The sequence below is a fragment of the Plastoroseomonas arctica genome, from assembly GCF_018128965.1.
Taxonomy (GTDB): domain Bacteria; phylum Pseudomonadota; class Alphaproteobacteria; order Acetobacterales; family Acetobacteraceae; genus Plastoroseomonas; species Plastoroseomonas arctica.
The window spans coordinates 92,682-114,177 of sequence record NZ_JAAEDH010000009.1; the positions used below are offsets into that span (position 1 = coordinate 92,682).

Sequence of the window (21,496 nt, forward strand, 5' to 3'; positions counted from 1 at the left end):
CGCTCAGGTTCCACAGAAGGTTTGCGTCACGCGCTGCGCGGGCAGCGGCGGCGCGGTGACGGCCGTGTCGGCATCGTCGAAGGGCCGGGACGTCGCGGCGAGCAGCGCCTCGAACACCGAAAAGTCCTCGCGCTCCACGGCGGCGACGATGGCGGCCTCGACCAGGTGGTTGCGCGGGATCACGGCGGGGTTGGTCGCGCGGATCAGCGCCTGCCAGCCGGGTTCGGAGGCACGGCGGTCGCGCCAGCGCGCGGCCCAGGCCTCGAAGCCCTCGGGCACCACATCATCGCCGAGACCGCGGAAGGTGAGCGTGAAGTCCGCACCCGTCTCGGCCATAAGGGTGAGGAGGTCCTGCACCAGGGCAGCGTCCTCCGGCGCCGACGTCGCGAGGCCCAGCTTGCGCCGCATCGCCGCACCATAAGCGCCCTGGAACTCCGGCGCGAAGCCGCCGAGCGCATCCTCGGCATAGGCCACCGCCTTCTGCTCGTCCGCGTCGAAGAGCGGCAGCATCGCCTCGGCCAGGCGCGCGAGGTTCCATTGCGCGATGCGCGGCTGCTGCCCGAAGGCGTAGCGGCCCTGGTAGTCGATGGCCGAGAACACCGCGGCCGGGTCGTAGGTATCGAGGAAGGCGCAGGGGCCGTAGTCGATCGTCTCGCCGCTGATCGAGCAGTTGTCGGTGTTCATCACGCCATGGATGAAGCCCAGGCTCAGCCACTGCGCGACGAGCCGCGCCTGGCGCCGCACCACGCCTTCGAAGAAGGACCGGTGGCTCGCACCCGGGTCATGCCGGGCGATGGCGTAGTCCGCGAGGATGTGCAGCCCCTCGATATCCCCGCGGGCGGCGAAATACTGGAAGGTGCCGACGCGCAGGTGGCTCGCCGCCACGCGGGTCAGCACCGCGCCGGGCAGCGCCGTCTCGCGCATCACCCATTCGCCGGTGGTGACGGCGGCCAACGCGCGCGTGGTGGGCACGCCGAGGGCGAACATCGCCTCGCTCACGATGTATTCGCGCAAGACCGGGCCGAGTGCCGCGCGCCCGTCGCCGCGGCGCGAGAAAGGCGTCGGGCCCGAGCCCTTGAGCTGCACGTCCCGCCCGGCGACCTCGCCCAGCAGGATGGCGCGGCCATCGCCGAGCTGGGGCGAGAAATGGCCGAACTGGTGCCCGGAATAGGCCATGGCCAGGGGCTCGGCGCCCTCGGGGACCCAGTTGCCGGCGAACATGGCGAGTCCCTCGGCGCCGGCCAGCGCGTCCGGGTCAATGCCGAGGTCGCGCGCGAGGCCGGCATTCACCCGCACCAGCCCAGGTGCGGCGACAGGCGTCGGGTCGAGCCGCGCGAAGAAGCGATCCGGCAGGCGGGCATAGCTGTTGTCTAAGGCGATGCGCAGCGTCATGGGCTCCATGGGTAGGCATCCGGCCGCATGCCGGCAAGGCCCCTCAGCCGCAACGCACCGACATGCCGCCATCGACCACGATCTCGGTGCCGGTGATGAAGCGGGCATCGTCCGAGGCGAGGAACAGCACCGCAGCGGCCGTGTCGCGCCCGTCGCCGGCAAAGCCCACCGGGATGCGCGCGAGGCGCTGGGCGAGGAGCGCCGCGACATCGCCGCCGGCGCGCTGGCCAGCCAGGCGCGTCTCCACCATCGGCGTGTGCACCTGGCCCGGGATCACCGTGTTCACCCGGATGCCGCGCGCCGCATACTGGACCGCGACGACGCGGCCAAGCTGGATGACGCCCGCCTTGGACGCGGCATAGGCAACCTGCGCCGCGCCGGTGAAGCGGATGCCCGAGGTCGAGGCCAGGTTCACGATCGCGCCGCCGCCCTGCGCCTCCATGATCGGGATCACGTGCTTGCAGGTGAGGAAGACGGATTTCAGGTTCACGTCGATCTGGGTGTCCCAGACCTCCTCCGCCATCTCGACCGGGCCGCCAGCCGCCGAGCCGCCGACATTGTTCACCAGCACGTCGATGCGCCCGAAACGCTGCTTCGCCTCGGCCACCATGGCGGCAATGGAGGCGTGGGAGAGCACGTCGCACCGGCCGGGATGGAACCGCTCGCCGGCGAGGGCCGCTGTCTCCTCCATCGCGGCGAGGTCGCGGTCCACGCCGAAGACGGTCGCACCCTCGCGCGCGAAAGCGACGGCGGCGGCGCGGCCATTGCCCCAGCCGGGGCCGACGGACCCGGCGCCGGTGATGACGACGACCTTGTTGTCGAAGCGGTTGGTCATTGGCGGTGGGCCTCCCTGGCTAAGGAGGCCAGAATTCCTTACCCGGCAGGTTCCGCCAAGTGCTTGATCTTGCTGACCGGCTGGTAAGAAGGGCTTACTCATGTCGCCATGCCGACGCATCCCGAGATCATCCTCCTGACCATTTTCCCGGCCGCGCCGGGCGGCGGAAACCTCGCGCCGATCATCCCCGACGCCACCGGGCTGAGCGCCGAGGCCATGCGCGCCATCGCCGCGCAACATGGCCATGAGAGCGGCTTTGTCCTGCCGCCCGAGGACCCCGCCTCGGCGGACCGGCGCTTCCGCTTCTTCGTCCCGGAACACGAAATGGAGATGTGCGGCCACGCCACGCTCGGCGCCGCCTGGCTGCTGCGCCAGCGCGGCGAGGCACAAGGCGCGATGCTGCGCATCGAGACGCTCTCCGGCCCGGTGCGCGCCCTCTTCGACGGCGACGGCGTGGAGGTCACCCAGCCCGAAGGCCAGGCCGAGCCCCTGCTGGACCGCGAACAGGTGCTCGCGGCCCTGGACATCGACACGTCCGACCTCGCCGACGTCCCGGTGCAGAACGCCGCAACCAGCCGCGTGAAAACCCTGGTCCCGTTGCGCGACCTGGCCCGCCTACACGCCCTGGCCCCCAACCCGGACGCGGTGCGCGCAGCCTGCGAGGCGATCGGGTCAACCGGCCTCTACCCCTACGCGCTGGCCGGCGCGGCCACCGCCCATGCCCGGCAATTCCCGCGCAACTCCGGCTACCCCGAGGATGCCGCCACCGGCATCGCCGCGACCGCACTCTACGCCGGCCTGCGCGCACTGGCGGCGGCGCCCCCACGCCTGGTCGTGCGGCAGGGAGAAGCGATGGGCCGCCCGTCGGAGATGCTGGTGCGCCGGGACCCGCAGGGCGTCGGGCTGCGACTGTCCGGAAGGGTGGAATTCGCCGGGCGGCACTGACGACAGAATGGGGGAAATGAATTTCCCCCAAACCCCCTATCTTTTATTTTTATCCATTGGTTCTGGCTGGCACGATCAGTGCTGGCTGGACGACCCAGTGCTTCATGCGAACAAGAACCTTGAAGTAAAATACAACCAGCAGCGCGCACATTCCTCGCACTGTAAGGCCCTGGTCATCCCGACTGGCGGAACGATAAAAATCAAAGATTGGGGGTCTGGGGGAAATTCATTTCCCCCAGTCTTCAAGCGACAAACTTCACCATCGCTGAATTCCCCCCGCGCACCACCATCACGCCCTCCCCTTCCAGCCGCAGCGTCACTTCGCCACGGCCGCCGACCGTCTCGACCAGCGCCGAAGTGAGCAGCCCCGCGTCGCACGCCGCCTCCACCCCGTCTGCGGGTGCTTCGATCGTCACCGTTGCGCCGCTGAGGCCAAGAAGCGGCGCGATGCGGTGCAGGAGTCGCGCGACATCCATCATCGCCTGTTCCGGCACGGCCCGGGCCAGCGTGAGGAAGCCCCGCATCAGCGCCTCCAGCCGGCGCGAAGCGGCTTCGATCCGTTCGATCCGCCGCAGGCTCGCGTCGTCGGGCGCCAGACCGTGGCGCATGAGCTCCAGCGTCGCCAGGGTGACCGTCATCAGGTTGTTGACGTCGTGCTGCACCGCGGGTGCGAGGCGTGAGAGCAGGTGTCGCTGGTCGGCTTCGTTCACCGCACGCCCTCCATGATCTCGCGCCACAGCCGCACCGGCAGCCCGCCGCCGGCGACCCCGCGCATCGGCGTGCCGTCATCATTGCCGAGCCAGATGCCGAGCACGAGACCCCGGTCGAAGCCGATGTACCAGGCGTCGCGGAAATCCTGCGTCGTGCCGGTCTTGCCCGCGCCGCGTCCGGCGCCGCGCCCGGTGCCGCGGGCGACCACGGCTTCGAGCATGCGCCGCATCTCGGCGGCGTGGCCAGCCTCGATCACGCGCACCGGCGTCGCGGCCGGAACCGGAACGCGCTGGCCGCCGGCGCGGGCTTCGCGCAGCGCGTGCGGCACCACGCGCATGCCGCCATTGGCGAAGGCGGCGTAGGCGGCGGTGAGTTCGAGCAGGCTCGCCTCGCCGGTGCCGAGCGCGATGGAGCCGTCGCGCGGGTGCGGCCCGGCGAGTCCCAGGCGCGTGGCGACGGCCGCCACCGGGCGCGGTCCGCCGGCGCGCTGCATCACCCGCACCGCCGCACCATTCACGCTCTGCGCGAAGGCTTCCTCGAGGCTGATCTCGCCCCGCGCACGCCAGGCGCCGTTGCCCGGCGACCAGCCGCCGAGCGACACCGGCGCGTCGCTCACCATGTCGTCGGGCGTGGCACCGGCCTCGAGGGCGGCGAGGAAGACGAAGGCCTTCATCGCGCTGCCCGGCTGGCGGCGCGCCTGGACCGCGCGGTTGAAGGGGCTCGCGCGGTAGTCGCGTCCTCCGGCCATGGCGCGTACGGCGCCGGTCTCCGCCTCCATCGCGACCACCGCGCCCTGGGCCACGCCTGCCTGCGCACCCGCGCCGGCGAGCAGCGCCTCCAGCCGCGCCTCCACCACCGACTGCAGCCCGGCATCGAGGGCGGATCGCAGCACCAGGTCGGCGTTGCCGGGAAACCGCTCCGCCAGGTCGTCCTGCGCCCAGTCGGCGAACCACCCCGCCTCGCGCGACGGCGCGCGGGGGAAGGCCATGCGCTCGGCGAGCGCAGCGGCGCTGCCGTCCCGGATCGCGCCGGTCTCGGCCATCGCGTCGAGCACCTCCATGCCGCGGGCGACGGCGCCCGCCGGGTTGGCGCGCGGGTTGAGACGCGAGGGTGCGCGCGGCAGCCCGGCCAGGATCGCGGATTGCCACAGCTCAAGCCGGCGTGCGGAGATGCCGAAATAGAGACGCGCGGCAGCGTCCACCCCATAGGCGCCGGCCCCGAGATAGACGCGGTTGAGGTAGATCTCGAGGATCTCGTCCTTGGTGAAGCGTCGTTCGAGCCAGAGGGCGAGCAGCGCCTCCTGCACCTTGCGGCGAAAGCTGCGCGCCGGTGTGAGGAACAGGTTTTTCGCCAGTTGCTGCGTGATGGTGGACCCACCTTGGGCAACGCGGCCGGCGGTGAGGTTCACCCAGGCGGCGCGCGCGAGGCCCACGACATCGAGGCCCCAATGGCTGCGGAAGCGGCGATCCTCGATGGCGATCAGCGCGGCGGGCAGGCTCGCCGGCATGTCGGACAGTCGCAACACGTCGCCGTAGATGTCGCCCGAGGTCGCGATCACGCGGCCATCGCCGGCCTGCAAGGTCACGGAGGGGCGTCGCGTCGCTGCCAGCGCGGCCTCCGGGCCGGGCATGTCCCAAGTGAAGAACAGCAGGATGGCGCCCACCGCCAAAGCGCCCCAGACGCTCACGATGATGGTCATGCCGACCCAGCGCCAGGGGCGCTTCGGCGCGACGCGCGGCACATCCCTGGTTCGGCGTCCCGCCGCGACTCGGCCCATGCGCGACGCTAAAAGCCTCATCCAGATTTCGCTAGCAATGCCTCGCGCGATCGTGGCCAGTTCGCGACCACCCGATTGCGATTCGATGCAGGATTCCACGCCATGCCGCTGCCGACGATGATCCGATGCTGCGGGCTGGCGCTCGGTGTCCTGCTGGCGGGCGAGGCCGCGGCACAGGCGCCGCCGTTCCCGGCAGAACCCGCGCTGCGCTGCCTCGAGGGGCAGAACCCGGGCTTCGTCACCGCCGCCGGCCAGAGCGCAAATGGCGCCTTGCTGTTCGTCCGGCACCTGCCCGATGGCCGCCGCAGCCTGTGCGAGACCAACGGCGCGAGCTTTACCCGCACCAGCGTCAGCTACGCTGAATATCCTCCGAACGCGGAGGACCCGGCACTGTCGCTGCACCGCCGCTGCACCAACGCGACACCCCTGCTGGACGCCTTCGAGCGCCCCTACGCCTGGTTCACCACGGTGCGCTGCAGCTAGCCGGCGACCTCGCCCCGGCGGCGCGTCACTCCATCAGGCGCGCGAGGTCACGGTCGCCGCCGTCGGCGCTGTCGGCCAGCCCGGTCTTCACCCCCGCCCGATCCTCGGCCGAGCGGTTCTGCGACAGCTTGCGCTTGCCCTCCAGCGCGGTGATGCGCAGCGCCACGCCGACGATGCCCTTCAACTGGCCGGCGATGAAGGGCTCCGGCGCATCGCCGACTGCCCAGGGCTCGGCCCGCGCCCCTTCATGCTGGTCGGTCAGGCGGGAGACCACCGCGTGCAGGCGCGCGGCGTCGTGGTAGATCTCCGCATCGCATTCGGCGTGCACGGCCACGTAGTTCCAGGTCGGCACGACCTTGCCGTGCTCGCGCTTGGAAGCGTAGTGCGCGGGGGAGACATAGGCGTCCGGCCCGGTGAAGATCACCAGCGCGCGGCTGGCGCGCACCAGGGCCTGCCAGTGCCCGTTCGCCTTCGCCACATGGCCGTGCAGCGTCCCGAGCGGGCCGTCTTCGGCATCGAGCATCAGCGGAAGATGCGTGACCCAGGGCATCGCCCCGTCGAGTGCCGCGCAGACCAGGATGGCGAGCCGCGCGTCGCGTATCACGGCGTGCAAGGTCGCGGGATCGGTCTCGCGAAAGGCGGGCGGGATGTAGAGCATCCGCCCAGCATGCCGGAAGCGCCCCGGCACGCAAGCACTTCTCAGATCACGCCGGCGTCCTGCAGCCGCGCAATCTCGGCCGCGTCGAGGCCCAGCCGCTCGCGATAGACGTGGTCGGCATGGGCGCCCTGGGACGGTCCCAGCCACTTGATCCCGCCCGGCGTGTCGGTCAGGCGCGGCACCACGTTCGGGACGGCGAGCACACCCACGCGCGGATCCTCGACGAAGGCGATGTTCCCCCGCGCCGCGTATTGCGGGTCGGCGAAGATTTCCTCGATGGAGTAGACCGGGCCGCAAGGCACCTCATGCGCTGCGCACAGGGCGAGGACCACGTCGCGGTCCATGGTGCCGGTCCAGGCGCCGACGGTCGCGTCCACGATCGCACGCTGCGCCTCGCGCTGCTGCACGGTGCCCCATTTTCCCTCGCCGGCGTGCTCGGGCGTTCCCATGGCCTCGGCGAGGCGGGCGTAGATCTTGTCCGAGGTGCAGGCGATGGCGATCCAGCGATTGTCCCTGGTCGGATAGTGGCTGTGGGGAACGACGTTGACGGTCCCCGGTCCCATGCGTTCGCGGACGTAGCCGTTGAGGTGGAAGGAGGGTGCCAATTCGTCGAGGATGCGAAAGATCGGCTCGTACAGGCCGATATCGACCACCTGGCCGCGCCCGGTCTGCTCGCGCGCCCGCATCGCGAGCAGCGCACCGAAGGCGCCGTACAGGCCGGCAAGGTAGTCGGGGATGGTGGCGGAGCCGGGGGTGACGGGCGGTCGGTCGGGGTAGCCGGCCAGGTAGGACAGGCCCCCGAAGGCGTTGCCGATGCGGCCGAAGCCGGGGCGGCCGCTATAGGGCCCGGTTTGCCCGTAGCCGGAGATGCGCACCATGATCAGGCGCGGATTGACGGCGGAGAGCACGTCCCAGCCAAGGCCCCATTTCTCCATCGTCCCGGGCTGGAAGTTCTCGACGAGGATGTCGGCATCCGCGATCAGCTGCTTGAACAGCGCCGCACCGTCGGGCTTGCGCAGGTCGAGCGAGGCGATCTTCTTGTTCCGGCATTCCGACAGCCAGGGCAGCGTCTCGCCGCATTCGGTGACGGTACCGAACTTGCGCAGCGCGTCGCCCACGCCGGGCAGTTCCAGCTTGATCACGTCGGCGCCGAATTCCGCGAGCTGGGTGGTGGCGAACGGCCCGGCGAGGAAGGACGAGACGTCGATCACCTTACAGCCGGCCATGGCTTCCACCTGCGTCACAGCTTGCCCTCCTCGCCCAGAACCTGCTCGGCCATGCGCAGCGCATCGATCGCGGCGGGAAAGCCGCAATAGGCGACGGCATGGGTGAAGACCTCGCTGATCTCGGCGGCCGTGCAGCCATTGTTCAGCGCGGCGATGAGATGGATGCGGAGTTCGTGCGGGTGGTTGAGGGCGCAAAGCATGGCGAGCGTGATGAGGCTGCGCTGCTTGCGGTCGAGATTGGGGCGCGTCCAGAGGGTGGCGTAGGCCATCTCCTCGGACAGCGCGCGGGTGGCGGCGTTGAAGGGGGTGGTCGTCTTGTCGCGGGCCTCTGTGTAGGGGGCGCCGAGGATCTCGCGCATTTCGGTTCGCCCGCGCGCGCGCAGTGCCGCGTGTGCCTGGTCTTCGTTCATGGTGGCCTCCCTTTGCAGGAGGATGAAAGCCCGTTGTGGTCGCGGGTGCTAGGGCTTGGCCGCTGTCGGGCGCACCCGCTCGCTCTCGGTCTTGAGTTGCCCGCAGGCGGCCAGGATGTCGCGCCCGCGCGGCCGGCGGATCGGGCTTGCGTAGCCGGCCTCCTGCAGAATGGTGGCGAAGCGGCGGATGGCGTCCGGTGTGCTGGTCAGATAGGGGCTGCCGGGCCAGGGGTTAAACGGGATCAGGTTCACCTTGGCGGGCATGCCGGCGATCAGGCGCACCAGCTCGCGCGCTTCGGCCTCGCTGTCGTTCACGCCGCGCAGCATCACGTATTCGAAGGTGATGCGCCGTGCGTTCGTCGCGCCGGGGTAGCGGCGGCAGGCGGCGAGAAGTTCCTCGATGGGGTATTTGCGGTTGAGCGGCACGATCTCGTCGCGCAGCTCGTTGGTCACGGCGTGCAGGCTGACGGCCAGCCCCACGCCGAGTTCCGCCCCGCAGCGGTCCATCATCGGCACGACGCCGGAGGTGGAGAGCATGATGCGCCGGCGCGAGAGGCCGATGCCCTCATGGTCCATGATGATGCGCAGCGCCTTGGCGGTGTTCTCGTAATTGTAGAGCGGCTCGCCCATGCCCATCACGACGATGTTGGACAAATGCCGCGCGGTGCCGTCCTTCGGGCTCGGCCATTCGCCGTAGCTGTCGCGCGCGGCCATGAACTGGCCCACGATCTCCGCCGCGCCGAGGTTGCGGACCAGCGCCTGGGTGCCGGTGTGGCAGAACCGGCAGGACAGCGTGCAGCCGACCTGGGTCGAGATGCATACGGCGCCGCGGTCTTCATCGAGGCTGGGGATGTAGACGGTCTCGGCCTGCTGGCCGTCGCGGAACTTTAGGAGCCATTTGCGGGTGCCGTCGTCGGAGGTCTGCTCGGTGGAGACCTGCGGGCGGCCGACCACGAAGCGCTCGGCGAAGACCGCCTGCATCGGCTTGGCTATGGTGTGCATCGCCGCGAAATCGGTCACGCCCTGGTGGTAGATCCAATGCCAGAGCTGCTTGGCGCGGAACGGCTTCTCACCCACCGCGACCATCTCGGCGGCGAGTTCCTCGCGCGAGAGGCCCACGAGCTCGCGCCTGCCATCGGCGGTCTCGGCGGGCGGCGGGGCGAAGCGGGCGGATTTGGCCAGGATGCGGGCGCGTTCGGCCTCGTCGAGGAGCGCGTTCATCGCCGCGCCGCCGGGCATTCGCGGCTGATGGCGTCGTAGGCGGCGGAGAAGCCAGCGAGCGGGAAGACGTCGCTCACCTGGCCACGGCCGGAGGCGGCGGGACCGCGCGCTGCGGCCTCTCGCCCGTTGCGGAACGCGGCGACGGCGGCGCGGCCGTCACGGGCGAAGGCGCTGTCGGCGGCCGTATAGAAGCGCAGCGGCGTGTCGCCGATCGTCACGGTGGCTTCGGCGTTGCGCGGATAGGCGTAGCCGGCGCGCAGTGCGACCTGGTCGCGCGAGCCGGGCCGGTGCGTCACCAGCAGCAGCACGCCGGCGCGTTGCGGGTCAGACCGCGACGCGCGGGCGAACGCGTAGCAAACCTTCTGGCCGCGCTCCTGGTGCACGGCGGCCGTCCAGTCCTGAAAATTGCCCAGCCGGCGCGGCTGGGCCGCCGTCTGCGCCAGGACGGGCCACGCCAGCAATGCCCCGCAAAGGGCCAGGATTCCGATAGGCTTCTGCATGATGCGCCCTTGATAGGAGGCCTGCCGGCGCGCGGCAACCACGCAGGCCCCTTGCATCCGCCCCCCGGGCATTCGAGACAGCACCATGACCGACGCCGCCGATGCCGCGCTCCGCGACCAGTACGAGGCCTTCCCATATCCCGCGCGTGACCCGCGCGAGGAGGGCAAGCGCCTGATCATCGGCAGCCCCAGCCACCTGGCCGAGGTCGACCATTGGGTGTTCGGCGCCCGCCGCCCGCGCAGCACGCCATTCCGCGCCCTGATGGCGGGTGGCGGCAGCGGCGACGGCACGATCATGCTGGCGACGCAGCTCAGCCGCGCCGGGCGGCCTGGTCAGGTAACCTGGCTCGACCGGTCGGAAGCCGCGCGCAAGGTGGCCATGGCGCGCGCCGAGCTGCGCGGGCTGACCAATGTGGTTTTCGAAACCGGCTCCCTGCTCGACCTGCCTAGTCTCGGCCTGGATCCCTTCGACTACATCGATTGCTGTGGCGTGCTGCACCACCTGCCGGACCCGTCGGCGGGGCTCAAAGCCCTGGCCGGCGCGCTGACGCCCGGTGGTGGCATCGGGCTGATGGTCTATGCCCCGCATGGGCGAACCGGCGTCTACATGCTGCAGGATGCGCTGCGCACGCTTGCACCGGCCTCCGAGGCGCCCGCCACAAGGGTCGAGATCGCGAAGCGCCTGTGGAAGCAGGCGCCGGACACCGCCTGGCTGCGCAAGAATCCCTGGATCACTGACCATACCGAGGGCGGCGATGCCGGCCTCTACGACCTGCTGCTCAACCCGCGCGACGTCGCCTTCACGGTGCCGGCGCTTGTCGGCCTGATCGAGGCTGCCGGGCTGCGGCTGCGCACCCTGGTGGAGCCAATCCGCTACGACCCGGCGCTGTACCTGCCGGACCCAAAGCTGCGGGCGCGGCTGGCGGAGCTGGGGCCGGTCGAGCGCGCGGCCGTGGCCGAGGCGGTGTGCGGGAACATGGGCATCCACATCGCCTACTGCACCCGCGCGGAGGACACGCCCGCCTTGCCGGACTGGGCGGATGCCGGGGCCATCCCGACGCTGCGGGAGCTCGAGGGTGCTGCCATCGCCAAGGGCATCCGCGCCGACGGCACCCTGCCCGTGGCCTTCGACGGGCTGCGCGTCGCGCTGCCGATGCCGCGCCTGGCAGGCGCCATCCTCCAGCGCATCGATGGGAAGGCAAGCATCGGCGAGATCGCCGACGCGCTCGCCGCCAACGGCATTGCCCGCGACGCCTTCGCGCGCGACTTCGCCGCGTTGGTCGCCCAGCTCGAGGGCCTGAACCGCCTGCTCATCGCCGCGCCCTGAGCAGCCCTGCCCCGACGCGACCCGCCTTGCGACGCACCCGCGCGAGCGCCATGTTCAGCCACATGGGACAGACAATCCAGATCGCGATCAACGGCGAGGCGCGCGGCGTTCCGCCCGGTGCCACCGTTGCCGCTCTGCTGGCGACCCTGGGGCTCGACACGCGCAAGGTCGCGGTCGAGCGCAACGCCGAGATCGTGCCGCGCTCCACCTATGCCAGCCAGGCGCTGAGCGCTGGCGACCAGCTCGAGATCGTTCACTTCATCGGCGGTGGCTGAGCCATGGACCAGATGCAGAACACCGTGCCGGACATGTGGGAGGTGGCCGGGCGCCGCTTCACCTCCCGCCTGATCGTCGGCACCGGCCGCTACAAGGACCTGCCCGAGACGGCGGCCGCCATCGAGGCCTCGGGCGCGGAGATCGTGACTGTCGCGGTCCGGCGGGTGAACCTCTCCGACCCCGACGCGCCCATGCTGCAGGACTATGTGCCCCCCAACCGCTACACCTATTTGCCCAACACCGCCGGCTGCCACACCGCGTCCGACGCCGTGCGCACCCTGCGCCTCGCGCGCGAGGCCGGCGGGTGGAACCTGGTGAAGCTGGAGGTGCTCGGCCCGCCGCCCTTCCTGTACCCGGACATGCCCGGAACCTTCGAAGCCGCCGAAGCCCTGATCAAGGATGGCTTCGAGGTGATGGTCTATTGCGCCGACGACCCGCTGGCCGCGAAGCGGCTGGAGGAGATGGGCTGCGTCGCCATCATGCCGCTCGGCGCCCCGATTGGCTCCGGTCTCGGGGTTGTGAACCCCTACATGATCGGCGCGATTATCGAGCACGCGAAGGTGCCCGTCCTGGTCGATGCCGGGGTGGGCACGGCGTCGGACGCGGCTTACGCGATGGAGCTGGGCTGCGACGCGGTGCTGATGAACTCCGCCATCGCCCATGCGCAGAACCCGGTGCTCATGGCGCGCGCCATGAAGTCGGCGGTCGAGGGCGGCCGCCTCGCGCATCTCGCCGGCCGGATGCCGCGGCGGACGACGGCGGACCCCTCCTCGCCCCTTGCAGGGCTGATCCGCTGACCGCATAGGGTGTCGGCTCCGCCACGGGAGCCGCGCCTTGCCTGACCATCAGACACCGCTGATCGCCACTATCGCCGTCGGGCTGATGCTCGCCTTCCTGTTCGGGCGCGTCGCTCACCGGGTGAAGCTGTCTCCCCTGGTCGGCTACCTGCTGGCCGGCGTCGCGATCGGCCCCTACACGCCCGGCTTCGTGGCCGATGCGAGCCTCGCGGGCGAATTGGCCGAGATCGGCGTCATCCTGCTGATGTTCGCCGTGGGGCTGCACTTCTCGCCGCGCGAGCTGCTCGCGGTGAAGGGCATCGCGATTCCCGGGGCGCTGGTGCAGATCGCGGCGGCGACCTTGCTGGGCATGGGGCTGGCCTGGCTGTTCGGCTGGGGGATCGGGGCAGGAATCGTGTTCGGCCTGGCCTTGTCCGTCGCGTCCACCGTGGTGCTGCTGCGTGCCCTGCAGGACAAGCGCATCGCCGAGACCGCACGCGGGCATATCGCGATCGGCTGGCTGATCGTCGAGGATATCGCGATGGTCCTCGCCCTGGTGCTGCTGCCCGCCTTCGCCGGCGCCTCGGCGGGCGGGGCGGCCTTCGGCGACATCGCGCTGACGGTCGCCATCACGCTCGCCAAGGTCGCCGCCTTCATGGCGCTGATGATGCTGGCCGGGCGTCGGGTCATCCCCTGGATCATGCATGACGCCGCCCATACCGGCTCGCGCGAGCTGTTCCGGCTCGCGGTCTATGCGGTGGCATTGGGTGTGGCGTTCGGCGCGGCCAAGCTGTTCGGCGTGTCCTTCGCGCTCGGCGCCTTCTTCGCGGGGATGGTGATGGGGGAGTCGCGCCTCAGCCAGCGCGCGGCGGAGGAGGCGTTGCCGCTGCGAGACGCCTTCGCGGTGCTGTTCTTCGTCTCGGTGGGGATGTTGTTCGACCCCTCCATCATGATCCGCGCGCCGTTGGCGGTGGGGGCGACGGTCGCGATCATCGTGGTGGGCAAGTCGGCGGCGGCTTATGGCATCACGCGTGCGCTCGGGCATCCGCATGGGACGGCGCTGACCATTTCGGCCTCGCTCGCGCAGATCGGGGAGTTTTCCTTCATTCTGGCGGGGTTGGGCGTGGCGCTGGGGGTGCTGCCGACCGAGGCGCGCGACCTGATCCTGGCCGGTGCGATCCTGTCGATCCTGCTCAACCCATTCATCTTTGCCGCCGCCGAGCGGATGCGCAGCGCCTCGGCACCCATCGCCTTGCCGACGCCGGCCTCACCGGCCCCGCCGGCGACGCCCGAGCCCGACCCCGAGGCGGAAGCGCCTGGCGGCCCACCGCCGGCGACCCTGCTCGATGGCCACACGGTGCTCGTGGGTCACGGCCGCATTGGCGCGATCGTCGCCGCGGGGCTGCGCCGGCATGGCCGCGCGCCACTGGTGTTCGACGAATCTGAGGATGCACTGGCCGCCGCGCGCGCAGCCGGCCTGGTCACCATCGCCGGCAATGCGGCGAACCCGGATATCCTCGCCGCCGGACGCCTGGGGGCGGCGGTCGCGCTCTACGTCACCATCGCCGACCCGTTCGAGGCCGGGCAGGTGGTGGAACAGGCGCGCGCGGCGAATGCCGGGCTGCCGATCATCGCACTCGCCGCGCAGGATGCGGCCATCGCGCATCTGGACGGTCTGGGAGCCACCCGGGTGGTGATGGGCGAGGATGAGATCGCCGAGGCAATGCTTGCGGCGGGACAGCCGGCGGCGGCGTAGCGCTGGTCTTTGGCCTGCCTCGACCGCTGATGATCCGCCGGGCGCGGGCCCGGTTCAAGGGCAAGCGGGCTTCGCCCGCGCCGGCGGCGCCCTTGAGCCGGCCCCGCGCCCGGCAGAAGCGCTGTGATCGAGAAATGCCGCGTTGTTCAGGCCTGTCCCAATCTTCGACACCGAGCCCTCGTTCTGGCCGGTGGGCGCAGCATCATGGGACGAAGGCGGCACACCCCGTCACCGCGCGAGGAGATACTCCGGCAATCCCGTCACCAGCGTGACCGGGAACAGGGTGATGAGCACCACCGTCACCACCAGCATCATGAAGAAGGGCAGCGACGCCATTGCAACCTCACCCTGTTCTCGTCCGGTCATGGTCTGCATCACGAACAGGTTGAACCCCACCGGCGGCGTGATCTCCGCGATCTCGACGAGCAGCACGATGAAGATGCCGAACCAAACCAGGTCGAACCCCGCCGCCTGGATCATCGGCACCACGATCGAGGTGGTGAGCACGATCATCGATACCCCGTCGAGCGCCGTACCGAGGACCACATAGACCAGCGTCAGGATCGCGATGATGCCGTAGGGCCCGAGGTTCAGCGCGCGCACGCCCTCGGCGAGTGCCGCCGGGATGCCGGTCAGCGCCATCGCCTTGGTGAGGAAGGCGGCACCGGCGAGGATGAACATGATCATGCACGACAGCCGCGTCGCACCCTTGAGGCTCTCGTAGAAGCTTTCCCAGGTGAGCGTGCGGGTCACGGCGGCGAGCACCAGCGAACCGAGCACGCCGAATCCAGCCGCCTCCGTGGCGGTCGCGACATTCACGAACATCGACCCGATGGTCGCGATGATCAGCAGCGCGCAGGGGATCAGCTGGACCGAGACGCGGAGCTTCTCGGAGAAATTCAGCCGCGGTTCGGCCTTGGGCTGCTTCGACGGGTTGAGCAGCGCCCACACCACGATATAGGCGGAGAACAGCACCATCACGAGAAGGCCCGGCAGGCAGCCCGCGATGAACACCCGCACGATGGAGACCTGCGCGGCGACCGCATAGACCACCATGATGATCGAGGGCGGGATCAGGATGCCCAGCGTGCCGGCGGTGGCCAGTGACCCGATGGCGACGCCCTCGTCATAGCCGCGCCGGCGCAGCTCCGGCAGCGCGATCTTGGACACCGTGGCGCAGGTGGCGGCGGAGGAACCCGAGACGGACCCGAAAATGCCGCAGGCGAGAATGTTCACATGCAGCAGCCGGCCAGGCAGCCAGCGCACCCAGGGCGCGAGGCCATTGAACAATTCTTCCGACAGCTTGGTGCGGAACAGGATCTCGCCCATCCAGACGAACATGGGCAGAGCGGCGAGGGTCCAGGACCCGCTCGACTCCCACATCGCCGAAGCGAGGAACAATCCCGGCGAGGGATGCACCGCGGTCATCGCGACGAACCCCACCGCGGCCAAGCTCATCGAGATCCACAGGCCCGCGCCGAGGAAGAAGCACAGCAGCACCAGCAGAAGCATCGCAAACGTCAGCAGGTCCACGCCGTCAAACCTCCGCCGAGAAATCGCCGCGCGCCGCGCGCTCGGCGGCCGCACGCACGTATTCCGGCTCGTGGCCCATCAAGACCGAGATGAATTCGTCGATCACGGCGATCAGCAGAAGCCCCCCGCCAACCGGCATGACCAGCTTGGGGATCCACAGCGGGAAGGGCACCGTGCCCTGCGCCACCTCCTCGATCTCGTGGCTGAACAGCACGTCCTGAGCGGTCCACCAGGTGATGTAGCCCATCACGGCGATGCCGAGGGCGAGGGCGAACAGCTCCGCCCAGCGCCGCGCCCCGGTGGGCAGCTTCTCGAGGAACATGCCCACCCGGATCAGCTCGCCGCGCTTGAAGGTCGCGGCGAGGCCCAGGAACGTCGTGCCGACGCAGAGATAGGCGGAGAGATCATCCGAGCCCGAGAACTGCACCTCGAACTGGCGCAGCGCGATCTGGATCATCATCACCGCGAAGATGCCGAACAGCGAGGCCGCCGCGAGGCCCGCGCTCAGGGCGTAGAGCGCATCGAGCGCGCGGCGCATCTTACGCGCGATACGCGTCGATCAGCCGGCGTCCGTCATCGCCGGCGCGGGCGATCCACTCGTCGGTCATCGTCGCGCTGATGCGCAGCAGACCCGCGAGCATCTCCGGCGAGGGCTCGACGATGGTCATGCCGCGTTCGGCCAGCGTGCGCTCGGTGCCGTCCTGGGCTTCCTTCTGCATCTCGTAGCCGCGGGTCTCGGCCCGCGCGGCGGCCGCCATCATCAGGGCGCGCAGATCCTCGGGCAGCGCCATGAAGTCGCGGCGGCTGACGAAAACCGCGTTCTTGGTCATCGTGAAGCCCAGTGGCGAGAACACCCGCGCATAGTCCCAGGCCGAGGTGTCCACGCCCGTGGCGGCGGAGGTGATCTGCGCCTGCACGATCCCGGTCGCGAAGGCCTGCGCCAGCTCGGCCGACTGCACCAGCGTCGGGTTGGCGCCGATCAGCGTGGCGAAGCGGTTGGTCGTCGGGCTGAAGGTGCGGAAGCGCGAGCCGCGCAGCTGCTCGAGCGTGGCCACCGGCGTCTGAGTGTACAGGCCCGAGCGCGGCCAGGGCACCATATAGAGCAGCTGCATGCCCTGCCGCTGCAGCCGCGCCTCGATATAGGGCTTCTGCAGGTCGGACAGCTTCTTCGCCTGCGCCTGGGTGACGACCAGCTGCGGGATCGCGTCGGCGTCGAAGAAAGGGTCCTCGTTGGCGTAGGCGGTCAACAGGATCTCGCCCAGCTGCACCTGGCCGGTCTGCACGCCGCGCTTGATCTGCGGCATCGGCAGCAGCGCGGCGTTGGAGTGCAGCTGCACCGCGAAACGCCCGCCGCTGCCGGCCTGCACCTCGTCGAGAAAGGCGCGGATGTTGCGCGTGTGGAAATTGCCGTCCGGGTAGGGCGTGGCCATCTGCCAGCGCGCCTGGGCGGCCGCACCGCGGGGCGCGAGAAACGGGGCCGCCAGCGCGGCGGCGAGCAGGGAACGCCTCGGGGTGGTCATCAACCTGTCTCCTCAATCGGCGCCAGGGACGCCGTGCAGCTCAGGGCCCGAGTAACGCGCGCGGGAGCGGGGGGCGCAAGTGCCTAATCCCTGGGCGCGGGCGCCGGAAAGTTGAAATTGCTTGCGCGGCGGGCGTTGTCTGCCCTGGCCGTGGTCACCCGGTGGTTCAGCCGCCGCGCGGGGTGAGCAGCAGGCGCATGCCGGCCGCGGGGCGCAGCGTCAGCCGGGCGCGCGGCCGGGGCACGAAGCCAGGCGCCGGCGCGATGGAGAAGCGGCGCAACAGCACGGCCAGGAAGGTCAGCATCTCGGCCATGCCGAAGGCGGCGCCCGCGCAGACCCGCGGCCCCAGGCCGAAGGGCAGCCAGGTGAATTTCGGCTGCAGCCTGGCCGCCTCGGGCGAGAACCGCTCCGGCCGGAAGCTGTGCGGCGCCTCCCACCAGGCGCTGTGGCGATGGATCAGCCAGGGCACGGCGAGGACGAAGCTGCCCTTGGGCACCTCCCACCGCCGGATGCGCCCGGGCGCCAGCGCCTCGCGCGACAGCACCGGCACCGGCGGGTAAAGGCGCATCGCCTCGTAAAGGACCATACGCGCGTAGGGCAGCGCGGCTAGGGCCGCGACGTCCGGGGCACGCGGCGGCAACCGGTCGATCTCCGCCAGCACCTGCGCCCGCGCTTCCGCATGCGTCGCGAGCAGCCACAACGTCCAGGTCAGGGCATTGGCGGCAGTCTCGCTGCCGGCGAGCAGCATCATGGCGGTCTCGTTGACCAGCGCCTCGGCGCTGTCGCCGGCGGCGGTGCGCAGCGCCTCCATCACCGGCGTCGGCGTCCCGACATTCTCCAGCGCCTGGCCGACCATGGCGCGTAGCGCCGCGGCGTGGGTGCGCGCCCGGAGCCCCTGGCCGCGCCCGAACAGCGCCGGCAGCCCGAGCAGCCCGATCACGTCCAGATGCTCGGCGGCCTGCTGGTAGAGGGTGAAGCGCGCCGCCAGCGCGTTCGCCGCCGCGGGCGGTGAAGCGCCGCCGAACAGGGCCAGCATCATCACCCGCGCGGTCGCCGCGGCGAGCGGGGCGCCGATCTCGACCTCCGCCGGTCCCGAAGCCAGCACCTCGACGAGCTCCTCGGCGGCGGTGGCGAAATGCGCCTCGAAGGCCGCGAGCCCCGCGATGTGCAGGGCGGGCGCGATGGCCGCGCGGCGCTGCTCCCAGACCGCGCCGTGGTTGATGAACAGGCTGTCGCCGATCACCGGCTCCAGCGCGCGCACCATCGACGTGCTCTTGGCCTGGTAGGTCTCGTGCCTGAGCACAAAGATGTCGCGCACCACGTCCGGGTGGTTCGCGACCAGCAGCAGCCGTCGCGGCAGGCGCAGGGTGAAGACCTCGCGCCGATAGGCTTCCTCGGGGAAGGCGGAGAGGATGTCGCCGCGGGCGCGCAGCAGCCCGAGCAGCCCTGCGGCGGCGCGCCTGGGTATGCGGGGCATGGGGGGAAGTTCATCGGGCTTCGCGTCAGCCATGGCCTTTCCTACCGGCGAAGCGGCCCCCGGCCAAACCCGTGCGCGCGCCAACGTCAGCGGCCTGTCACCGTTTCGACCGTTGCGGCTAAGGAAGGGTTTATGCGATGGTGAGGGGGAGCGGAGGATTCCCACATGACCAAATTTCCTGCCCTGATGGTGGCCATGCTGAGCGTGCCGGCGCTGCTGTCGCCTGCCATCGCCCAGCCCGCCGCCTCGCCCGACCCGCTGGTGGGTCGCATCATCGACCAGCTCACCCCGGGCAGCACGCGCGGCATCCGGGTGCCCCAGCAGGAGGTCACCCAGCCGGGCCAGCCGCTGCCGCGTGCGCGGCAACCCGACGCGCCCATCCGCGCCGACACCACCGCGCCGGCCGGCACGCCCGCCCTGTCCGTGCTGGTGAACTTCGCCTCCGGCTCGGCCACGCTGACCTCGGCGGCCGAGCGCGCGCTCGCCCCGGTGGGCCAGGCGCTCGCCTCCGCCGCACTGTCGAATTTCCGGTTCCGCATCGAGGGCCACACCGACACCACCGGCGACGCGGCCGGCAACCAGCAGCTCTCAGAGAGGCGCGCCGCCGCGGTTCGCGACTTCCTGGTCCAGCGCTACGGCGTCAACCCGAGCCGCCTGGAGGTTGTGGGCTTGGGTGAGACGAATCTCCTGGTCCGCACTGGGTCGCAGGTGTCGGAAGTGCGCAATCGGCGCGTTCAGGTTCTCAACATCGGCAGCTAAGGCGCGGACGGCGCTTCGCCGTCCCTTGCTGAAGGTTCTCGCCAAGTCGAGCGTCGGCTGCCCCATGGGTTAGCCAATGTCTCGCGGCGCGGGACCTTCGTGGGATTTTCACTTTTTACCGATGCTGTTAAATGTTACTTAAAGGGTGCGTTCAGGGGAACTTTCGCGTTCATGGCTGGTTTGCGAAGCTGCCGACTCTGTGCTGGCGCCACCTTCGCGCTCCTCGCATGGACCGCTGAAGCCCAGATTGCCCCGCCGGTCCCCCCGACCCGCAGCATCGAGGAACTGACCCCGCGCGAAACGCCGCGCCTGGGGCCGCGTATCGAACCTGCCCCGCCCGAAGCGCAACGCGGTCCTGGCGAGGGTCGCCGGGTGACGATCGCCCGGGTCGCCATCCTGGGGAACACCGTCCTCAGCGCGGACGCGCTGCGCCCGCTGGTCACGCCGCTCGAGGGACAGAACGTCACGCTCGCTCGTGTGGAACAGGCGCGCCTCGCCATCGTCACCGCGTATCGCAACGCCGGCTATGCCTTCGTTACAGTGGCGGCCGCACTCGCCCCCTCGGGTCCCGACCAGTCCGACCTGCAGCTCTCGGTCACCGAGGGCTATGTCGCCGAGGTCCGGCTGGAGGGCGATATCGGCCCGGCCGGCACCCAGGTGCTACGTTTCCTCAACGGGGCAACCGAACAGCGCCCGGTGCGGGTGGAAACGCTTGAGCGCGCCCTGCTGCTCGCCTCCGACGTGCCCGGCGTCACGGTGCGCGGGCTGCTGCAGCCAGTCCAGGGCGAGCCCGGCGCGCTGCGCCTAGTGGCCCAGGTTAGCCGCCGCCCCATCACCGGCTACGCCACCGTCGACAATCGCGCCTACCGGCTGACCGGCCCGTTCCAGGCGCTCGCAGTACTGAACGCCAACTCCTTCACCGAATTCGGCGAGCGGACCGAGGTCTCGACCTTCCTGGCCGAGCGCGAGTCGCAGTATTTCGGCCAGGCGGCGTTCGAGACCTTCCTCGGCGGGTCAGGGCTGCGCATGCGGCTCTATGCCGGCACCGGCGTCACCCGGCCGGTTGGCGAGCTGGAAAGCGTCGGCTTCACCGCCACCACCCAGGTCGGCGGCTTCAGCCTGTCCTACCCGATCATCCGCTCGCGCCCGCTGAACCTCACCGCCGTGGGTCAGTTCGACATCTACAACGCGGTGATCGAGAACGAGATCAACGGCAATTCCACCCGCGTGGCGCGCGACGAGATCCGCGCCTATCGCGGCGGCGTGGATCTGCAGTTCAGCGACACGGCGTTCGGCCTGCTGCCGCTCTCGATCAACCTCGGGACGGTGCGCGTCAGCCAGGGGACCAACCGGTTCGGCGCCAGCCGCAACGACGCGCTCGACGTTTCCCGCCAATCGAGTGTGTTCAACTTTTTGAAAGTGGCCGGCGAGTTTCAGCGCACGCAGCCGCTTTTCGCGCCCTTCAACGACACCATGATCAACATCCAGGGGCTTGTGTCCGGGCAGTTTACGAATGATATCCTGCCGTCCGCGGAACGCTTTTTCCTCGGCGGAAATCGGCTGCTGCGTGGCTACTACGTGGGCCAGGCAGCGGGGGACCGCGGCTACGGCTATGCGCTCGAACTGCAGTTGGATACGGCCTGGGACGTGCCGCTGACCCCCTTCCCCGGGAGCGGCCGCGCGACCAGCCAGTTCTACGTCTTCCAGGACTACGGACGCGTCACCCAGAACCTCGCCTCCGACCGCGACGTCAAGGCGGTGAGCTATGGTGGCGGCGTCCGCACGGTGATCAGTGAGACTGTTGGCATCGATCTCGAATTCACCCGGCGCCTCACGCGGCGGATCGACGGCGAGAACTCCGAACCGCTTCGCAGCGACTACGTCTATATCCGCACTTCCGTGAGGTTCTGATCC

General features: G+C 70.2%; 21 protein-coding genes. 8 read left to right on the forward strand and 13 right to left on the reverse strand.

Annotated elements, in window-relative coordinates; translation table 11 throughout:
* Positions 1 to 3: 3 nt before the first annotated feature.
* Positions 4 to 1,401, reverse strand: coding sequence for a protein adenylyltransferase SelO (locus GXW79_RS09840; RefSeq protein WP_246503872.1), 1,398 nt, complete (start codon positions 1,399 to 1,401; stop codon positions 4 to 6).
* Positions 1,402 to 1,435: 34 nt separating this feature from the next.
* Positions 1,436 to 2,227 carry an SDR family NAD(P)-dependent oxidoreductase gene (locus GXW79_RS09845; RefSeq protein ID WP_211874208.1) on the reverse strand — a complete coding sequence of 264 codons (792 nt, stop codon included), beginning with the start codon at positions 2,225 to 2,227 and terminating at the stop codon, positions 1,436 to 1,438.
* Positions 2,228 to 2,335: 108 nt separating this feature from the next.
* Here GXW79_RS09845 and GXW79_RS09850 point away from each other — a divergent pair, with 108 nt between their 5' ends.
* A complete protein-coding gene (locus GXW79_RS09850; protein WP_211874209.1) occupies positions 2,336 to 3,172 on the forward strand; it encodes a PhzF family phenazine biosynthesis protein in 837 nt (278 codons plus the stop codon).
* A 242-nt stretch (positions 3,173 to 3,414) separates the two neighbouring features.
* Here the strand turns inward: GXW79_RS09850 and GXW79_RS09855 are convergent, their stop codons facing one another.
* Together GXW79_RS09855 and GXW79_RS09860 are read right to left on the reverse strand one after the other, a co-directional pair.
* Positions 3,415 to 3,882, reverse strand: a complete 468-nt coding sequence (locus tag GXW79_RS09855) for a HAMP domain-containing histidine kinase (protein WP_211874210.1) — start codon at positions 3,880 to 3,882, stop codon at positions 3,415 to 3,417.
* Entirely contained in the window at positions 3,879 to 5,582 is a 1,704-nt protein-coding gene (locus GXW79_RS09860) for a transglycosylase domain-containing protein (RefSeq protein WP_246503873.1), read from the reverse strand. The genes GXW79_RS09855 and GXW79_RS09860 overlap by 4 nt, the downstream gene beginning before the upstream one ends.
* A 180-nt stretch (positions 5,583 to 5,762) precedes the next feature.
* Here GXW79_RS09860 and GXW79_RS09865 point away from each other — a divergent pair, with 180 nt between their 5' ends.
* A complete protein-coding gene (locus GXW79_RS09865; protein WP_211874211.1) occupies positions 5,763 to 6,143 on the forward strand; it encodes a hypothetical protein in 381 nt (126 codons plus the stop codon).
* Between the two features lie 25 nt (positions 6,144 to 6,168).
* Here the strand turns inward: GXW79_RS09865 and GXW79_RS09870 are convergent, their stop codons facing one another.
* From GXW79_RS09870 to GXW79_RS09890, 5 genes are read right to left on the reverse strand one after another with little or no spacing between them, the layout of a single operon-like run.
* On the reverse strand, positions 6,169 to 6,831 hold the full coding sequence (locus GXW79_RS09870) for an FMN-binding negative transcriptional regulator (RefSeq protein WP_367614869.1): 663 nt from the start codon (positions 6,829 to 6,831) through the stop codon (positions 6,169 to 6,171).
* 11 nt (positions 6,832 to 6,842) lie between these two features.
* On the reverse strand, positions 6,843 to 8,027 hold the full coding sequence (locus GXW79_RS09875; RefSeq protein WP_211874212.1) for a CaiB/BaiF CoA transferase family protein: 1,185 nt from the start codon (positions 8,025 to 8,027) through the stop codon (positions 6,843 to 6,845).
* A 14-nt stretch (positions 8,028 to 8,041) separates the two neighbouring features.
* Positions 8,042 to 8,437: a carboxymuconolactone decarboxylase family protein gene (locus GXW79_RS09880; protein ID WP_211874213.1), complete on the reverse strand. Its 396-nt coding sequence runs from the start codon at positions 8,435 to 8,437 to the stop codon at positions 8,042 to 8,044.
* 48 nt (positions 8,438 to 8,485) lie between these two features.
* Positions 8,486 to 9,658: a 23S rRNA (adenine(2503)-C(2))-methyltransferase RlmN gene (gene rlmN, locus GXW79_RS09885; RefSeq protein ID WP_246503874.1), complete on the reverse strand. Its 1,173-nt coding sequence runs from the start codon at positions 9,656 to 9,658 to the stop codon at positions 8,486 to 8,488.
* Positions 9,655 to 10,158: an invasion associated locus B family protein gene (locus GXW79_RS09890; protein WP_211874215.1), complete on the reverse strand. Its 504-nt coding sequence runs from the start codon at positions 10,156 to 10,158 to the stop codon at positions 9,655 to 9,657. The genes rlmN and GXW79_RS09890 overlap by 4 nt, the downstream gene beginning before the upstream one ends.
* An 85-nt stretch (positions 10,159 to 10,243) precedes the next feature.
* Here GXW79_RS09890 and GXW79_RS09895 point away from each other — a divergent pair, with 85 nt between their 5' ends.
* From GXW79_RS09895 to ybaL, 4 genes are all read left to right on the forward strand, one after another.
* Positions 10,244 to 11,485, forward strand: coding sequence for a methyltransferase (locus GXW79_RS09895; RefSeq protein WP_211874216.1), 1,242 nt, complete (start codon positions 10,244 to 10,246; stop codon positions 11,483 to 11,485).
* 62 nt (positions 11,486 to 11,547) lie between these two features.
* Positions 11,548 to 11,760 (forward strand): sulfur carrier protein ThiS, encoded by a 213-nt coding sequence (thiS, locus tag GXW79_RS21780; protein WP_211874217.1) that lies wholly within the window; start codon positions 11,548 to 11,550, stop codon positions 11,758 to 11,760.
* 3 nt (positions 11,761 to 11,763) lie between these two features.
* Entirely contained in the window at positions 11,764 to 12,558 is a 795-nt protein-coding gene (locus GXW79_RS09905) for a thiazole synthase (RefSeq protein ID WP_211874218.1), read from the forward strand.
* 37 nt (positions 12,559 to 12,595) lie between these two features.
* Positions 12,596 to 14,293 (forward strand): YbaL family putative K(+) efflux transporter, encoded by a 1,698-nt coding sequence (gene ybaL, locus GXW79_RS09910; RefSeq protein ID WP_211874219.1) that lies wholly within the window; start codon positions 12,596 to 12,598, stop codon positions 14,291 to 14,293.
* Between the two features lie 228 nt (positions 14,294 to 14,521).
* On the opposite strand, the gene GXW79_RS09915 is transcribed toward ybaL, so the two are convergent.
* From GXW79_RS09915 to GXW79_RS09930, 4 genes are all read right to left on the reverse strand, one after another.
* Positions 14,522 to 15,826 carry a TRAP transporter large permease gene (locus GXW79_RS09915; protein WP_367614870.1) on the reverse strand — a complete coding sequence of 435 codons (1,305 nt, stop codon included), beginning with the start codon at positions 15,824 to 15,826 and terminating at the stop codon, positions 14,522 to 14,524.
* Between the two features lie 4 nt (positions 15,827 to 15,830).
* Positions 15,831 to 16,364 carry a TRAP transporter small permease gene (locus tag GXW79_RS09920; RefSeq protein WP_211874220.1) on the reverse strand — a complete coding sequence of 178 codons (534 nt, stop codon included), beginning with the start codon at positions 16,362 to 16,364 and terminating at the stop codon, positions 15,831 to 15,833.
* Position 16,365: 1 nt separating this feature from the next.
* Positions 16,366 to 17,346 carry a TRAP transporter substrate-binding protein gene (locus GXW79_RS09925; protein ID WP_211874221.1) on the reverse strand — a complete coding sequence of 327 codons (981 nt, stop codon included), beginning with the start codon at positions 17,344 to 17,346 and terminating at the stop codon, positions 16,366 to 16,368.
* Between the two features lie 166 nt (positions 17,347 to 17,512).
* Complete coding sequence (locus GXW79_RS09930) at positions 17,513 to 18,856, reverse strand: cytochrome P450 (RefSeq protein ID WP_211874222.1); 1,344 nt, start codon at positions 18,854 to 18,856, stop codon at positions 17,513 to 17,515.
* 132 nt (positions 18,857 to 18,988) lie between these two features.
* Here GXW79_RS09930 and GXW79_RS09935 point away from each other — a divergent pair, with 132 nt between their 5' ends.
* Entirely contained in the window at positions 18,989 to 19,582 is a 594-nt protein-coding gene (locus GXW79_RS09935; protein ID WP_211874223.1) for an OmpA family protein, read from the forward strand.
* A gap of 372 nt (positions 19,583 to 19,954) precedes the next feature.
* Positions 19,955 to 21,493, forward strand: coding sequence for a ShlB/FhaC/HecB family hemolysin secretion/activation protein (locus GXW79_RS09940; RefSeq protein WP_211874224.1), 1,539 nt, complete (start codon positions 19,955 to 19,957; stop codon positions 21,491 to 21,493).
* Positions 21,494 to 21,496: the final 3 nt, after the last annotated feature.

Coding starts and splice junctions, on each gene's coding strand:
- GXW79_RS09895 (WP_211874216.1), top strand. CDS start 10,244: ATGACCGACGCCGCCGATGCCGCGCTCCGCGACCAGTACGAGGCCTTC.
- GXW79_RS09875 (WP_211874212.1), bottom strand. CDS start 8,027: ATGGCCGGCTGTAAGGTGATCGACGTCTCGTCCTTCCTCGCCGGGCCG.
- thiS (WP_211874217.1), top strand. CDS start 11,548: ATGGGACAGACAATCCAGATCGCGATCAACGGCGAGGCGCGCGGCGTT.
- GXW79_RS09925 (WP_211874221.1), bottom strand. CDS start 17,346: ATGACCACCCCGAGGCGTTCCCTGCTCGCCGCCGCGCTGGCGGCCCCG.
- rlmN (WP_246503874.1), bottom strand. CDS start 9,658: ATGAACGCGCTCCTCGACGAGGCCGAACGCGCCCGCATCCTGGCCAAA.
- GXW79_RS09930 (WP_211874222.1), bottom strand. CDS start 18,856: ATGGCTGACGCGAAGCCCGATGAACTTCCCCCCATGCCCCGCATACCC.
- GXW79_RS09865 (WP_211874211.1), top strand. CDS start 5,763: ATGCCGCTGCCGACGATGATCCGATGCTGCGGGCTGGCGCTCGGTGTC.
- GXW79_RS09920 (WP_211874220.1), bottom strand. CDS start 16,364: ATGCGCCGCGCGCTCGATGCGCTCTACGCCCTGAGCGCGGGCCTCGCG.
- GXW79_RS09850 (WP_211874209.1), top strand. CDS start 2,336: ATGCCGACGCATCCCGAGATCATCCTCCTGACCATTTTCCCGGCCGCG.
- GXW79_RS09845 (WP_211874208.1), bottom strand. CDS start 2,227: ATGACCAACCGCTTCGACAACAAGGTCGTCGTCATCACCGGCGCCGGG.
- GXW79_RS09880 (WP_211874213.1), bottom strand. CDS start 8,437: ATGAACGAAGACCAGGCACACGCGGCACTGCGCGCGCGCGGGCGAACC.
- GXW79_RS09860 (WP_246503873.1), bottom strand. CDS start 5,582: ATGACCATCATCGTGAGCGTCTGGGGCGCTTTGGCGGTGGGCGCCATC.
- GXW79_RS09935 (WP_211874223.1), top strand. CDS start 18,989: ATGACCAAATTTCCTGCCCTGATGGTGGCCATGCTGAGCGTGCCGGCG.
- GXW79_RS09890 (WP_211874215.1), bottom strand. CDS start 10,158: ATGCAGAAGCCTATCGGAATCCTGGCCCTTTGCGGGGCATTGCTGGCG.
- GXW79_RS09840 (WP_246503872.1), bottom strand. CDS start 1,401: ATGGAGCCCATGACGCTGCGCATCGCCTTAGACAACAGCTATGCCCGC.
- GXW79_RS09905 (WP_211874218.1), top strand. CDS start 11,764: ATGGACCAGATGCAGAACACCGTGCCGGACATGTGGGAGGTGGCCGGG.